Origin of the sequence: Paenibacillus endophyticus, from assembly GCF_014192395.1 — a bacterium.
Taxonomy (GTDB): domain Bacteria; phylum Bacillota; class Bacilli; order Paenibacillales; family Paenibacillaceae; genus Pristimantibacillus; species Pristimantibacillus endophyticus.
Genome location: NZ_JACHXW010000008.1, coordinates 38,082 through 53,889 on the forward strand (window position 1 = coordinate 38,082; position 15,808 = coordinate 53,889).

The window sequence follows — 15,808 nt, forward strand, 5'->3', positions numbered from 1 at the left end:
CTCACCCCACTTCCAAAGCTTGAACAATTTGTTCCATCCGCATGCCGCGCGACCCTTTGATCAACACGAGGTCAGATGACTGAAGCTGGTCGCGAAGCCAATCAGAAAGCTCTTCTTTCGAAGCAAAATGTTTGATCGCTTCTTGTGCATCAGCCTCAGTAAATTGAGACCTGGCACCCTCCGCAATATGAACGGCCAGCGGGCCAAACGTCAAGACCGCATCCGCCTTGCTCGGCGTAATATAGGCACCCGCTTCGAAGTGCAGCACCTGTTCGTCCGGGCCAAGCTCAAGCATATCGCCAAGCACAATCCATTTGCGTGTATAGCCATCCAACTGTTCCACAAGATCGATCGCGGCGCGTACAGCTGTTGGGTTCGCATTATAAGCATCATTGAGGATCATTGCGCCATTGAAGGCTCGCACTGGCTGTATGCGCATGCCCGTCAGCTTCAGATCTCGCAAGCCATCAGCGATCTTAGCTGCCGGAACGCCAAAAAAGCGGCCGATCGCGATAGCGGCAAGCGCATTGCTGACATTGTGCTGCCCGGGTACCGGAATGCGGACCAAGCCAAGGCCGCTGGGAGAGCCCTGATAAATCGCCGTAAAAGTCGCAGCCTCCGATTCGACTGCGATATCGGCTGCTGACCATTCGTTCTTTTCGGATAATCCGAACGTCCGGCGCACGATGCCCGCAGGCAGCACAGCACGCTCAAGCTCCTCCTCGAGCAGCGGCTCGTCGCCGTTATACAACAGCAGCCCGTCTTCGCTCAAGCCAAGTGCGATTTCCAGCTTAGCTTTTGCAATGCCAGCCCGCGAGCCCAGATGCAGCAAATGCGCATCCCCAATGTTCGTAATGATTGCCGCGTCAGGCTGAGCGATTTTGGTAAGCAGCTCAATTTCTCCAAAGCCGCTCATCCCCATCTCCAGCACCGCTACCTCAGTGTCCTCTTCGAGCTGCAGGACGGTTAGCGGAAGGCCGATGTGATTGTTTAAATTGCCTTCTGTTTTGCGGACCTTATAAGAGGTTCCAAGAATGGAAGCCGTCATATCCTTCGTCGTTGTTTTCCCGTTGCTGCCCGTGATGCCTACCACTCGAACGAAAAGCTCGCTCCTATATGCAGTAGCTAACCTTTGCAGGGCTAACAGCGTATCTCCCACGATGAGCAGCGGTACCGCTTCGAGACCCTCGGGCACCTCGCGCCCCTTCTGCCAGAGCGCGGCAACCGCTCCGTTGTCTACAGCCTGCTTCAAATAAGCATGCCCGTCGAACTGCTCGCCGACAAGCGGAACGAACAACTGGCCCGCGGCAGCTTGCCGCGAGTCAGTCGTTACTCCCTCTATTTTAAGGTCTGTTTGAATGCCATTCCATCTAGCGCCGCTCATTTCGGCTATTTGCTTGATCGTACGTTTAATCAATGTATGATTCCCCTTATCGCTTCTTTCGCCACTATCCGATCATCAAACGGATGCTTGACGCCGTTAATGTCCTGGTAGGTCTCATGACCTTTCCCCGCAATCAATACTACATCGCCTTGGCTTGCCATTTCAACCGCTTTTTGTATCGCAGCCTTGCGATCCTTAATTAACACATAAGTCGAAGGGTCGACTCCTGTGCGAATTAACCCGGTTTCAATGTCCTTTAAAATGAGTTCAGGCTGCTCCGTACGCGGGTTATCCGACGTAATTAATACATAATCCGCATACTTTACGGCGATTTCCCCCATCAGCGGACGTTTTGTTTTGTCACGATCCCCGCCGCATCCAAATACGCAAATGATTCGCTTCTCTGCGAACTGTTCGATGGCTCGCAGTACATTCTCGAGTCCGTCCGGCGTATGGGCGTAATCTACGATAACAGCAAAATCCTGCCCGGCGTTGACAGCCTCCACGCGTCCCGGTACGCCGGGAATGGCGCTCAAGCTTGACGTAATAGCCGAGAGCTCTATCCCTTCAATCAGTACGGCACTAATGGCTGCAAGCGAATTGTATACATTAAATTTGCCCGCCATTTGCAGGGTGACGTCCGCTTCCCCTCGGAAGGTTTGAACATGAAAAGTCGTTCCTTGGGCTGTAATTTTGATGTTCGTCGCACGTACATCCGCAGCTTTGTCGATGCCATACGTAACGACTTCGGCAGCCGTTAATTCCGCGTACTCGTTAGCCAAAGCGTCGTCCGCATTCAACACCGCATACGTTCGTTCCGATTCTTCTGAAGCATACATATTGCCGAGTCTGGCGAAAAACAATCCTTTGACCGCAGCATAACGATCCATCGTTTCATGGTAATCCAAATGATCCTGCGATAGATTCGTAAATACGGCTGCACGGAAACGGCAGCCCTTTACCCGACCTTGCTCGAGCGCATGAGAAGACACCTCGATTGCGCAGTAGCCGATGCCTGCATCGCGCATTTCGGCTAAGTATCGCTGCAGCTGGAGCGTTTGCGGCGTCGTGCTCGTCATCGCATAGGATTGCCCTGCAAAACGGCGTTCAATGGTGCCGATTACGCCTGTCGCGCGCTTCTGATCGTTCAGGATTTGCTCAATCAAATAGGTCGTAGTGGTTTTGCCGTTCGTTCCAGTCACCCCAATAAGCTTCAGCTCATTGCTCGGATAGCCGTAAAAATGATTAGCAATAATAGCCATAGCCAGACGGCAATCCTTGACAACAAGCTGAGGAATGGCCAGATTGAGCTCGCGCTCGACGATTAGCGCCGCCGCTCCCGCTTCTGCCGCTTGAGGGGCAAAGGCATGACCATCAACGGTGTGTCCCCTCAAGCATATAAACAACTGACCGGCGGCGATGCTTCGCGAATCCGTTTCGACTCCCGACAACTCCGTCTCCCCGTCACCAATGAGCCGCGAGGTAATTAGCAGCTCCGCAACATCCTTTAAACGCATCTGCCCCACTCCTCCCCGAAGCGCCGCCAACTCCCCAGCTTCGACCTGCAGCGCCCTCGTTAACTACCATTATAGTCAATGGGAGTGGGATATATTATCGTCTTCGCCCAAATAGATGCGAATCGTCGATCCCCGGTCTACCCGGGTACCAGCTGCGGGAGCTTGGCGTATGACCGTTTTGCCTGAACCAGCCGTCGTCAGCATGAAATCCATATTCAAATCCTCGTACAAATCCGAGACGGTTTTGCCGATCAAGTTCGGTACCGTAACGATTGGCGTTTCACCGTATTTGTAGACGCGGTCGATTTGCTTCTCGCGTGCCGGCACTTCAAGGATGGCAAGTGCATCCTCCATCATATTGCGTACGATAGGGGCCGCAACAACACCCCCGAACTGTATTCCCTGCGGATTGTCCACGGCTACGTAAATCACGATTTGCGGGTCATCCGCAGGTGCAAATCCAATAAAAGATACAATATGCTCATTCGGCGAATAACGTCCGTTTATTACCTTCTGAGCAGTCCCTGTTTTGCCGCCGACTCGGTAACCGTCGATGAACGCATTTCGACCTGTTCCTTTCGCTACGACGCTCTCCAGCGCTTCGCGGACCTGCTTTGAGGTCTCCTCAGAAATAACCTTTCGTACGGCCTCTGATTTTACAGTCTCAACCGTTTCGCCCGTTTCTGGATTTATCCATGCTTTAGCTACATGGGGCTTATATAGCGTTCCGCCGTTAATCGCTGCGGAAACTGCCGTGATTTGCTGGATCGGGGTTACCGATACCCCTTGCCCGAATGCCGTTGTCGCAAGCTCTACAGGCCCGACCTGACTCAGCTTGAATAGGATGCCGTTTTCTTCGCCGCCAATATCGATGCCAGTCTTCGTTCCAAATCCGAAATTTTTAATATACTCGAATAGTTTCTCTTTCCCGAGCCGCTGGCCTAATGTAACGAAGCCTGGATTGCATGAGTTTTCCACGACCTCCAGAAACGTTTGACTGCCATGACCGCCTTTTTTCCAGCAGCGCAGCCTCGCGCCGCCTACCTCAATTGCACCAGGATCAAAAAAACGCTCATTGTTCAAATCGACCTTTTTCTCTTCCAAAGCTGCGGCAAGCGTAATGATTTTAAAGGTTGAGCCCGGCTCGTAAGTCATCCATATCGGAAGATTGCGGTTGTAGACCTCGGTAGGAACTTCGCGATATTTGTCAGGCTCGTATGTAGGACGGCTAGCCATGCCTAATATCTCTCCGTTGTTCGGATCCATCGCAATCGCGATGATGCCGTTCGGCTGAAGCTTTGTCATAGCCTGGTCAAGCTCGCGCTCCATTACGGTTTGAATTTGCTTATCAATCGTAAGCTGCATGGTTAGCCCGTCCTTCGGCTCCACGTACGTGTCCGACGAATTCGGCATTTGCCTGCCCGCAGCATCCGACAGAAAAGAAACACTGCCTCCGATGCCGCTTAGCTCCGTATTATACTTGGCTTCTATGCCGGTCAAGCCTTGATTGTCAATGCCGGTAAAGCCAAGCACATGTGCGGCAAGACTGCCGAATGGATAGAATCGCTTGTTATCTTCTGCCACAACAACGCCTGGGAGCGCAAGCTCGCGAATTTGATCAGCCTTGTCTATCGTAATTTTACGGCCGCCGGGTCCAAGCTTTACAATCATTTTTTTCGTTTTTATTTTTTCAAATAAAGATTCCTGCGACATGTCCAGGAGCGGTGCCAGCGCAGCAGCAGCTGCCTGCTTGTCTTTGATTTGAACCGGAATCGCATACACCGTAGGCGAGCTCACGTTATAAGCGAGCTGAATGCCGTTGCGATCAACGATTTCTCCACGTTTGGCGACGTATGGAATATCGCGCCTCCAGGAATTTTCCGCTTTGTCAGCCAGCTCCTCGCCTTGCCAAAGCTGCACATAGCTCAATCTCAAACATAAAGCAAGGAAAGACACCCCTGCCAATATAAGCACGATAAACAAACGTCGTCTAACCGTTACGTTGGATACCTTCACAACTCGTTCCCCCTCCGCTTGACTGTGTGCAAAGGAGCGCGAAATCTGCGCTCATTCCAAACTATTCGGGACAAGCGGAGGATAGAACAAGCTATGCGAAATGGGATTTTAACATGTGCATTTTAAAGCGTAAGGCATTTCATAGCTTCTCCATTATTCTGGAGCATTCGTATTAGAAGCTTCGGTACTGTCGGAACTCCCCGTATCATCGCCTTGATTCGATGCTGCGTTACCGTCACTCTCGGTCTCGCCTGTTTTATCTTCATCAGCCGTTGAATCGTCTGCGTTCTGCTCTGCTTGGGTCTCATCGCCCGTTGGCGGAGCGAGCTTCACATTCAACACCCTAACATTGTTAAGCGTCTCTTGCTTCTGTGAGACGACAAAGCCCTGGCCTTCAGGAATGAGTCGGATGCCAATTAAAGATGTAATCTCCAATGCGTCCCGCAGGGACACGCCGGTCAGGTCTGGCACAGCGAGCTTTTCCTTTTGCTCCGTAATCAAATAAATGCGCTGCGTCGGATGGACAGAAGATCCGGCAGCTGGAATTTGCTGCAGCACCGTCTTCCCGTTTCCGACAAGCTCGAACGTTATCGCTTTAGCCTTCAGCTCCGCTTTGGCTTGTGCCACCGATAGATCCGTTACAGCCGGAACCGTCATCGTTACTTCTTTCACCGCATTATCGGAATCAGGAGCATAATTCGGTGCAACGCCCATTTTACGCAAGCTTTTCAGAACAATTTGCTTGAATGCTGGAGCAGCAACTCTACCTCCGCCAACAAGCGGGTCATTCGGCTCATCAACTACGATATATACAACGATTTTCGGATTATCAACGGGAGCATAGCCGATAAAGGAAACAACGAATTTGTTCGTTGAATAAATGCCATTCTCAACCTTTTGGGCCGTTCCTGTCTTGCCGGCCACGCGATAGCCTTCGATATAAGCGTTTTTACCTGTACCCTTTTCCTGATCCGACACGACCTGCTCCAAATACTCACCGACCTTGCGGGAGGTTTCTTCCGAGATAACCTGACGCACGACCTTCGGCTCAATCTTCGTAGTCGTCTTCGTGGAAGGGTCTGTTATACTTTTCACGATTTGCGGTTGAAGCAGCTTGCCGCCATTCGCTACGGCTGCTACAGCCGCTACCTGCTGGATAGGAGTTACCGTTACGACACCTTGGCCAAAAGTGGCTCTCGCAATATCACTCTGCCAGCGAAAGTTGATCGTACCTGTTTGCTCACTGCCAAGCTGTATGCCTGTTTTTTGTCCGAAGCCGAAGTTCTTATAGTATTCTCGCAGCTTCTCTTCTCCCACTCTCTCATAGCCAAGCTTAACAAAAGCAACGTTACTGGAATACTTCAAGCCGTCGAGGAAAGAGATCGTCCCCCAGCCACCGCGTTTAATATCCCGAATAGGCGTAGGAACGCCTTTCAGCGTGATCTGACCGGATTTATACATTTCATCTGGATTGAACACACCTTCTTCTACGGCAGCGGCCAGTGTAGCAATCTTGAAAGTAGAGCCTGGCTCATACAGAGATTTAATTGCATGATTATAGGAGTTCGCATTGTTTTTCCAGTATATGTTCGGATCATATTGCGGCATATTCGCCATCGCGAGAATTTCCATCGTATTCGGATCTGCCGCAATTGCCGTCGCGCTTTTCGGAGCGTAATTTCTTACGATTTCCTGCAGCGCTTCCTCCACGTAATGCTGAATCTCGCCATCGATCGTCAATTGAATATTTTGGCCGTCCTTCGCTTGCTTCAGCTCGACCTCGCCTTCCGAAAGCTGAACACGTTTGCCGTCCTTCTCATACTTAATATAGCCGTCCTCACCGCTTAATTGTTCATTGAAGGTTGCTTCGATTCCTGTCATTGCCGCGCCTTCCCGATCCAAGTAGCCGACAACCTGCGCAGCCAGCGACTTTCTCGGGTAATAACGCTTCAAGTTTTCAGCAAGGTCAATCCCTACAGAATAAACCTTTTTTTCTTTAGCAAGCTCTTCGCGGAACTCCCTGATTTTATCAGCTGTCGCTTTATCGATTTGCCAGCCGCCGTTGCGGAGCTCCCGATTAACAACATAGCTTCCATCCTCTTTTTTGGCGTTTACGTTTTTCTCGAGCTCTTCCTTCGAAATGCCCAAAATATCATGCAAGCCATTAATGACATCGTCTGCAAGCTCTTCATCGTTAATTGTTTTTGGGTCTACGGAAACGTTGTATGCTATCGTATCCATGGCCAGTACATTGCCATCGCGGTCGGCAATTGTACCTCGTTTGGCTGTCAGCACCTCGGCGGTTGACCATCTCTTTTTGGCAAGATTATACCATTCGGCTCCTTCTACAACCTGAACCACATAGATTCTGCTTATTAAAACAAGAAAAAGGAGGGTCATGACCCCTCCAAACAGCAGCGTACGTACTCTAATTCTCTTTTTCATTATCGATCACCCTACTCGCTCAATGCCGATTTTATTTCATCGTCGCCTGTGTTTACCGTTATGCCGCCTTCAGTAGCGCTGACCATTCCTTGCGACTCCGCAAGCTCGCGGATACGTTCAGGGTCGCTTAGCATCTCTACCTGCTTCTTCAAATCTTCCATTTCTACATTCATCGTCTGGTATTCGCTGTTCAGCTTTTTGATATCCAGGTTCATGTCATAGATTTGAGCGTATCTAAAGATAATGACACCAGCAACTACAACACACATGAGAACGGTAAACAAGTACAGCAGCTTCTCTTGAACGGGTAAGGACTTGCGAGTCTTAACAAGTCGTTTTGTTTCTTTTATCGCAGGTTGTTGATTCTGCTTTCGCTTGGGTTGCAGCGCTAGATTGCCATTCACGTACGCCAATTTAAATCCCCCTCTTACAATTTTTCTGCTACTCTAAGCTTTGCCGATCTTGCTCGCGGATTTAATTCAAGCTCTCTCTCCGAAGGAAGTATTGGCTTACGATTGATCAATTTCACTGAGCCTTTGTTTCCGCATACGCATAGAGGGAAATCAGTCGGGCAAGTGCACTTCTCTACAAATTTGGCAAACATCTGCTTGCAAATGCGATCCTCCAATGAATGAAACGTGATGACGGATGCGCGTCCGCCAGGCTTCAAGCAGCGAATCGTTTGTTCCAGCGCTTCTTCCTCTGCTCCAAGCTCATCATTGACTGCAATGCGAAGAGCTTGGAAAGACCGTTTGGCTGGATGTCCGCCGGTCCGCCGTGTAGCGGCCGGAATGGATATTTTGATAAGCTCGGCGAGCTCGCCGGTATTCTCGATCGGCGATTTTTCACGAGCCTTAATAATATTTCTGGCAATGGAGCGAGCGAACTTCTCTTCGCCGTACCGATCCAGAATGCGTGAAATATCACGTTCATCCCACGTATTTACAATTTCATGAGCAGTTAAGTCGCCCTCGCGGTCCATTCGCATGTCAAGCGGTGCGTCATGATTGTAGCTGAAGCCTCGATCGGCTTCATCGAGCTGAGGACTTGAGACGCCTAAGTCGAATAAAATGCCGTCAACCTGCGGTATGCCGTCTGCCATCGGAACGTCGCAGCCCCTTAGCTCCTGCTCCAAATCGCGGAAATTGCTTCTAACTAATGTCACTTTATCCATATAAGCCGCTAGTCTAATTCGAGCATTATCCAGCGCTGAATCGTCCTGATCGAATGCGATCAACCGTCCTCCTTCGCCTAAACGCGATGCGATGAGCTCGCTATGTCCCGCACCTCCAAGCGTACAATCGACGTAGATGCCATCTGGCTTAATAGCCAAACCGTCAACCGCTTCCTCCAATAGCACCGTAATATGCTGAAACACGCCTCAGCCCTCCTGTTCTTGTTGTCCATTCTAGAAGTTGAAATCGAAATCGACGAGCTTCTCGGCAATTTCGTTAAAGGTTTGCTCTGATTGTTCGTAATAGCCATCCCAAGTCTGCTTGCTCCAAATCTCCACACGACTGGAGACGCCAAGAACCATGCAATCTTTGTCCAGCTTTGCATATTCACGCAGATGCCCAGGTATATTTACCCTTCCCTGTTTGTCCAGCTCGCATTCGGTCGCGCCGGAGAAGAAAAACCGGGTGAACGCGCGCGCATCCGATTTCATTAGGGGCAGTGTTTTAAGCTTTTGTTCTAATACACTCCACTCACTCATGGGATATACGAATAAGCAATTATCCAAACCGCGGGTTGCGATAAACGAGGCGCCAAGCGATTCCCGAAACTTCGAAGGGATGATGATTCGGCCTTTCTCATCAATGCTATGTTGATATTCACCCATAAACATGACTTTGAACCACCCCTTCCCCCAAGTTCACCACTTTGCCCCACTTTTCCCCACTAAGATACAATAGTTCGCCACCTAAAATAAAAATCCTGCTCAATGAGCAGGATTTTTCAGAAATCTTTCATAGTATTAATGATTATTAATATTTAAAGGATCCTTTTACGGTCATCCTAACCTTAATCAACCGTTTTATTGGATGAATCGCGTTTTCTCTTGCGGTGTATCCAATATAAAGGAATGCCAATCAACGCTATTACGATCAGTACGGGAACAGCGCCTGCTGCCACGACCAGCAGTAGATTAATGGCATCCCATACGACCTTCGTGCTGCTTGCCAGCGCATCTGACATCCTTCCGCCCAGACCCTTAGCTTCCTCGCGCTCCACGTTTAAATTTTGATTCGTTTGGTACATTCTCAGCTCAATGGTTGAGAAGGCTACATTCGTATCGAGATAACGGATCCGGCCCTTTATACGCTCGATCTCCTGCTGAACGACCGAAAGCTGATCTGAGAATTTAAGCAGATCGTCCGCTTTAACTGCTTTATCCATCATGGCAAGAAGCCTGGTCTCCACTAATTGCCTTGCTTTAAGCCTGGATTCGAGGTCTACGTATTCCTCCGAAACGTCCTTGCCGCCGATATTCCGCTCAAAGCTGCTATGCTTAATTTGCTCAATCCGATCAATAAACGACATAAATCCGGACGCTGGCACTTTGATGGTATAGCTTGAGCCTATTTCCCCCTCATGCTTCGTGTCCTGGAATTGCAGAATATAACCGCCGCTTTGATGAATAGCATTTCGAAGCGAGGTTGCAGCTGCATCCAAAGCTTCCACTTGCATATTTAATGTGGCTGTATAAATGATCTTTTGGTTTAAGCCGTTCAATTCCGCAGAAGAAGTATCCGAAGACAATCCCCCGCCCACCGCTATTGCCTCATCTGTCCCGTTAGCCGAAGGTGCAGAATCCGCCTTAGCATCATTCGTTAGGCTTTCTGCTTCGCTTGCTGCTTCGCTGTCCGCTAAGCTTTGACTACTCGTCATGCCATTGCCATCGCTTTTAGCCATATTCCCGTTTGCGCTTGAGCACCCCGCAAGCAAACCTAATGCGAGCATAAGCACGAGCAAGATTGTAAAAAGTCTGTTATTTTTTCTATTCATATTGAACCCCCTTTTCTTTATTAACCTCCTAACGAATATTGGTAATAAAAGGTTTCATTTCTAGTTTGATGAACGCAAAAAAAAAGCCGCGATTGCTCGCGGCTTCTCTCATCGATTTATTCGGTTTCCTTCCAGCTGTCCAAGTAAGACCGCTGTTCTTCCGTCAGCTTATCAATGCCGAACCCAAGCGATTGCAGCTTCAATCTCGCTACCTGCTCATCCAGTTCGTAAGGAACATTGACGACCCGGCTTCCAATTTCCTTATATTGCTCATTCACATATTTCAGTGCAACAGCTTGCAGCGCGAATGTCATATCCATAATTTCCGCCGGATGACCATCTCCCGCTGCCAGATTAACGAGACGCCCTTCGGCCAGCAGGTAAATGCTTCTGCCGTCCTTTAGCTTATATTCTTCAATATTGCGGCGAACGGTTCGTACGCTTGAGGACAAAGCCGTCAGCTCAGGCTTATTCGCCTCAACATCGAAATGGCCGGCATTGGAAATAATCGCGCCATCCCTCATGACTTCGTAATGCTCTCCGCGAATAACGTCGCGATTTCCGGTAACCGTCACGAAAAACTCGCCAACCTTAGCCGCTTCAAGCATTGGCATGACAGCAAAGCCGTCCATGTAGGCTTCCACTGCTTTAATCGCATCAATTTCCGTCACAACGACATTAGCGCCTAGACCTTTGGCACGCATGGCAACGCCCTTTCCGCACCAGCCATAACCGACAACAACGACCGTTTTGCCTGCTACCATCAGGTTTGTTGTACGGTTTATGCCATCCCATACCGATTGCCCCGTACCGTAGCGGTTATCAAACAGATGCTTGCAATAAGCGTCGTTGACAGCGACCATCGGGAATTTCAAGGAGCCGTCCTTTTCCATCGCTTTCAGCCTAATAATACCTGTCGTCGTTTCTTCCGCTCCGCCGCGTAGGTTCTCGCCGTACTCCGGATGCTCGGAATTCAGAATCGTTGCAAGATCGCCGCCATCGTCAATAATCAAATCGGGCTTCCACTCCAACGCTTTCACATTCAAAGCTTTAAATTCCTCGGCGCTCGGATTGTATTTCGCGTATACCGTAATGCCGTCCTCGACAAGCGCTGCGCATACATCGTCCTGTGTGGAGAGCGGATTGCTGCCCGTAATCGTAACGTCTGCGCCGCCTGCTTTGACAACCTTAGCCAAATAAGCAGTCTTCGCTTCCAAGTGAAGAGCGATGGTCACTTTTAGCCCTTTAAAAGGCTGCTCCTTCTCGAATTGTGCGCGAATCGTATTTAATACCGGCATATGTGCCGCCACCCAGTCGATTTTCAAACGCCCTTCGGGCGCCAATGACAGGTCTGCAACAATGCTGTTTGTAGCTGTTGTCATCATTAGTCCTCCTTGTTATTTCTATAAATATACGATTTCATGCCCGCCTGTCCGGCTGTATGGCGCATCAAGAAGCTTATCCAGCCAACCAAGACTGTAACGGTTCCAATAGGCTGTCATATTCAGGACACGTTCCTGCGGTTTACCTAAAGGCTTGACGGATAGATGGATACGATCAAGCTGCCTGGTTGAAGCTTCAAACTGCTTATTGAACGCATCGACCGTCTTGGAAGACATATAATTGATTTGCTCGACTATTTTCTGCAGGTTCGTATCGCCAAGCTTGGCAAGTGAAGGCTGGACTCCCGTCGCAAGCGCAAGCAGCGGCTTATACAGCTCCTCAAACGTCTGCCTTGCGTCCGTGAACTGCTCCTCGATGGACAGACCATCCTGCTCCTTCAGCCATTGTCCTTTTCGTTCCTCAAAACGGGACATGACATCATCGAATGAAAGCTCGTATTTATCCATATGCTTGGCGACCGTTCCTTCGATCAATGAATAGGACATCCGCGGAACAATGATCGGCATTTCCATCCCAAGCGTTCGGAATGCACCTGCTGTAAGCGCCCAATAGGCGATCTCGCCGTGACCTAATACGGTTGCCAGAACCGGGAATAAATAATCCTGCATAAGCGGCCTTGTTAATACATTATTGCTTAATTGCTCCGGTTGCTCTTCTGCAATCGTCAGCAGTTCGGCCAGCGTTAAGGAAAGTTGACCTTTCCGATCTTGAAAGACGCCTTCTTTTTTGTGAAGAAGTGTTCTTTCCTGGCCATTTGCCTCGTTGAAGATGAACAGGTTCGCACTGCCAGGCGCAACATCGGCCTGCAGTGCATAACCAAGCTCCTTCACCTGTCCCGCTGAAGACAGATATGCCTTTTCCAGCTCGTCATTTCGTTCAATGATTTCCTTGAACATCGGCGCTTCCAGCCGCCTCATATCCGCATCATCCGCATCGAGCAGAACCAAGCCGTATTTCCCAAACAAATGGCTCAAAATCATCGCAAAAAGATCAGATAATGATTTTGCTCTTTGCGACATTTGACGCAGCTCATCCAGCATGACAGGCTTGAATTCCGAGGAAGGCAGCGCCTGCTCCAGCTCTTCCAGAAGCTGCGACCACTTTTCTTCATTTATAGCCGTGCGGCTGACCGAAGTGCGTCCGCCTTCAGGCCGGGCAACAGAAAGCTTGCGCAGCTCTTGCTCGGCAGTAACGACATAAGCGTGGTTAGCTTCATCCCAGTCGTGATCTTCTCCCGCAATCCAGAAAACAGGCACGACCTCTTGCCCAAGCTGCTCGGTTGCAGATTTAGCTGCTCCAATAATAGATACGGCTTTATGTATCACGAGCAAAGGCCCCGTCCACAGGCCGGCTTGCTGCCCACCTATAACGACCGGTGCCCCGTTTGCAATCGCTGAAATAGATGCAAACACTTCAGGCGCAGCATGCGCTGCTTCGTTATAAGCACGAAGCACGCGAGCCAATTCATGAGCATCCGCTCTCTTTGAGCCGCTCTGATCCAAATGTTTCAGACGTCTTTCCCAATCCTCTTCCGCTCCCGCATGGTAGCCGTATAAGGCTGCAACGCGTTCATCTTCCCGATGTATATAAGCCTCTGTCAAAGGCTGAGCGCTTGGCAATGAATACGATTCTTTTCTCATAGCGCAGCCCGTAACCTCCCGCATACTTGTTGTCAAATCGACGATATATGAATCATGCAACGCTATAATTGTACACAAAGGAGAACCCGTCCGTCAAAACAAAAACGCCACTTCGTGGAAGAGGCGCTCGCGACATCCTATTTCATTTAAGCGGTAAACATTAATTTGCCGATTCCGAAACACATAAACAGTATGTACAGCAAGCTCATCGTAAAAAAACTCAATCGCCAAATCGTTCGAAAAATTTTCTTTCCGTCGATTTTCCCTCGTTTGCGATATTGCGCATTGCCGAGCAAGCCTCCGCCAAGAAGCATAAACAATAAAATGCCGTATAAGCCGAACTGGCTGCCGAACAGTCTGTCAAACAACACGGCAACGCAGCCGATCAATAAGGCCGTAGTAATGTCCATAGCCATGCGGAATCCTTTTTTGCGATCTTGGACGTAAGCCCCATAACCAAATAATATGATTGCGAAAGGTATGATTGGAATGACTGCCAAATAAGCATAAAGGTGCTTAACGCTGTCCCAGATCATCTCCATCGTGCTTCACTCCTCCGTATCCGGCTTCGGATGCAGCGCTTTTACAAGTTCGATCACTGCTTCGTTTAGCGGCGCCTGCTGCCCATACTGCCTGGCAAGCATGAGTACGCCTCCATTGATGGTATCAATTTCAGTCGCTCTTCCTTCTCGAATATCGCTTAGCATAGAGGATACGTTACGGCTCGTATTCCTGCACACATCCATAACCGTTTGCCAGCCGTCCCTCGGTGCTTGCATGCCAGCTTGTACCAAGACACGCTCCGTTTCGGTGTACAAAGCACGCATTAACTGCAAGCGTGACGCATGCATCGGCAGTTGGCCATTCTGCACGTCAAATATAGCCGTTAATGGATTAATGACCGCATTAATGAGCAGCTTATTGTAAATCCGATTCTCCAACTCATTCGACAGAAACGAGGCAAATCCTGCCGATTGAAGCATAGAAACGAACATTTCTAGCGAGTTATCTTCTGAAATGTCTCGTTTTCGTCCGTTTGCTGTCCATTCGCCCATCCACAGCTCGCCTTTGCCTGTATGCTCCACCGAATGTCCATCTATCCGTCTGGCACCTTCTGTCACAACTGCAGCAAAAAGCGGAATGCTCGGCAGCTTAGCCTTTATTTTTTCCATGTGTCCCAATCCGTTTTGCAAGCAAACAAGCGCTACATCGGATTCGCCTGAATCGGAAACAAGACGATCCAGAAACGCCAGAAGCTGGTCATTCACGCTTGTTTGCTTGACCGCCAGCAGTATCCAGCGCTTGCCGCCCCCATTTTTTCTAGCTGTCAGCGTACTGAAAAAGTTGCGGTCTTGCACCCATGCTCCTTGTACGGCTATGTATTGTTCACTGCTCCCGCCAAGTTCACGAACCAGCACGCCGCGTTCTGACACCAGAGCCGCCTGCTCCTTGCTGCGCGTCCAGATGACTACATCCGCGCCGGCTTCAGCCAGCCTCGCTCCAAAGAGCAGACCAATCGAACCTCCGCCCACTACATCAATTTGCACCTTTTGCTCCCTCCGAACCTGACTGTCTGCCGCTTTTAGCCCCTATCGTATCAAAACCGTGGAAAATATTGCAACCCCGCTGCGCAAAAAGAGACTAGCCCTTTTGCTGGGCCAGCCTCTCTTCGTTTCAATATAACTTATTCAATACGTTCCAAGTTTCCGTTTGCATCCATCTTGAATCTCGGCTTAGCTTCATCGTCATTCGTCAGAACGGTAAGTCTTCTGGCTCGATCCATAATTTGAATCAATGTCTTGTAATCATCGTTGACTGTACGGTAATCGGTTTGCGCGCTATTGACCTCTTTGGACAATCTCTCATTCTGATCGCGCAATCGGTATAGCTCTTCTTCTTTTTCCTTAAGCTCTTTCTCATACCATTTCGTCTGACGCGTTAAGTCTTGATAGGTCGTCTTCCATCCACGAAGAAAACGAATAACAGCGTCTACAGACAAACCTTCTTCAATCGAACCGCCTTCTTGCCTCAAGCCGCGCTCGTCTGTTTCGAATACGGCTATCGAAGAAACATGCGGCGTTGCGACAACCGTTTGTTTTTTCAGATAATTGCGTTTCTGGCGTTGCTGCTTGGCGATTTGAATAGCATCCTCATACCGTTTGCGGACACAGCTGTTCCAACGGAACCCGCAGGCAGCCGAAGTGCGTCCGATTCGTTCGCCTACCTCTTCAAATGCCGCAAGCTGGGTACTTCCTTCGCGAATATGGCGTAGTGTGACCTCGGCGAGTATTAAATCGTCGTCCGGACTCCACGCATCTTGTCTAATTGCTGTCATGCAACAAAAACCTCCTAACGTAAAGGCGCTTACTTTATCTCTATGCCCTTGGTAGAGTTCA

13 protein-coding genes are annotated in these 15,808 nt (G+C 49.6%); all 13 read right to left on the reverse strand.

The genetic code is table 11. From position 1 onward, the window contains the following. Position 1 precedes the first annotated feature (1 nt). Positions 2–1,417, reverse strand: coding sequence for a UDP-N-acetylmuramoyl-tripeptide--D-alanyl-D-alanine ligase (locus FHS16_RS14790; RefSeq protein ID WP_183563646.1), 1,416 nt, complete (start codon positions 1,415–1,417; stop codon positions 2–4). Then, positions 1,414–2,901: a UDP-N-acetylmuramoyl-L-alanyl-D-glutamate--2,6-diaminopimelate ligase gene (locus FHS16_RS14795; protein WP_183563648.1), complete on the reverse strand. Its 1,488-nt coding sequence runs from the start codon at positions 2,899–2,901 to the stop codon at positions 1,414–1,416. Before FHS16_RS14795 ends, FHS16_RS14790 begins: the two co-directional genes overlap by 4 nt. A gap of 75 nt (positions 2,902–2,976) precedes the next feature. Next, complete coding sequence (locus FHS16_RS14800; protein ID WP_183563650.1) at positions 2,977–4,917, reverse strand: stage V sporulation protein D; 1,941 nt, start codon at positions 4,915–4,917, stop codon at positions 2,977–2,979. A gap of 153 nt (positions 4,918–5,070) precedes the next feature. After that, a complete protein-coding gene (locus FHS16_RS14805) occupies positions 5,071–7,362 on the reverse strand; it encodes a penicillin-binding transpeptidase domain-containing protein (RefSeq protein WP_183563652.1) in 2,292 nt (763 codons plus the stop codon). 11 nt (positions 7,363–7,373) lie between these two features. Then, complete coding sequence (gene ftsL / locus FHS16_RS14810; RefSeq protein ID WP_312890931.1) at positions 7,374–7,766, reverse strand: cell division protein FtsL; 393 nt, start codon at positions 7,764–7,766, stop codon at positions 7,374–7,376. Between the two features lie 23 nt (positions 7,767–7,789). Continuing rightward, positions 7,790–8,740 carry a 16S rRNA (cytosine(1402)-N(4))-methyltransferase RsmH gene (rsmH, locus tag FHS16_RS14815; protein ID WP_183563656.1) on the reverse strand — a complete coding sequence of 317 codons (951 nt, stop codon included), beginning with the start codon at positions 8,738–8,740 and terminating at the stop codon, positions 7,790–7,792. Between the two features lie 30 nt (positions 8,741–8,770). Next, a complete protein-coding gene (gene mraZ / locus FHS16_RS14820; protein WP_183563659.1) occupies positions 8,771–9,208 on the reverse strand; it encodes a division/cell wall cluster transcriptional repressor MraZ in 438 nt (145 codons plus the stop codon). Positions 9,209–9,384: 176 nt separating this feature from the next. After that, positions 9,385–10,368 carry a DUF4349 domain-containing protein gene (locus tag FHS16_RS14825; RefSeq protein WP_183563662.1) on the reverse strand — a complete coding sequence of 328 codons (984 nt, stop codon included), beginning with the start codon at positions 10,366–10,368 and terminating at the stop codon, positions 9,385–9,387. A 116-nt stretch (positions 10,369–10,484) separates the two neighbouring features. Next, positions 10,485–11,750 carry an adenosylhomocysteinase gene (locus FHS16_RS14830; RefSeq protein WP_183563666.1) on the reverse strand — a complete coding sequence of 422 codons (1,266 nt, stop codon included), beginning with the start codon at positions 11,748–11,750 and terminating at the stop codon, positions 10,485–10,487. Positions 11,751–11,771: 21 nt separating this feature from the next. Next, positions 11,772–13,412, reverse strand: a complete 1,641-nt coding sequence (gene bshC, locus FHS16_RS14835) for a bacillithiol biosynthesis cysteine-adding enzyme BshC (protein WP_183563669.1) — start codon at positions 13,410–13,412, stop codon at positions 11,772–11,774. 146 nt (positions 13,413–13,558) lie between these two features. Further along, positions 13,559–13,954 carry a DUF3397 domain-containing protein gene (locus FHS16_RS14840; RefSeq protein WP_183563672.1) on the reverse strand — a complete coding sequence of 132 codons (396 nt, stop codon included), beginning with the start codon at positions 13,952–13,954 and terminating at the stop codon, positions 13,559–13,561. A 6-nt stretch (positions 13,955–13,960) separates the two neighbouring features. Next, positions 13,961–14,959: a ketopantoate reductase family protein gene (locus FHS16_RS14845; RefSeq protein ID WP_183563675.1), complete on the reverse strand. Its 999-nt coding sequence runs from the start codon at positions 14,957–14,959 to the stop codon at positions 13,961–13,963. Between the two features lie 137 nt (positions 14,960–15,096). Continuing rightward, complete coding sequence (locus FHS16_RS14850; RefSeq protein WP_183563678.1) at positions 15,097–15,747, reverse strand: RsfA family transcriptional regulator; 651 nt, start codon at positions 15,745–15,747, stop codon at positions 15,097–15,099. Between the last annotated feature and the right edge of the window lie 61 nt (positions 15,748–15,808).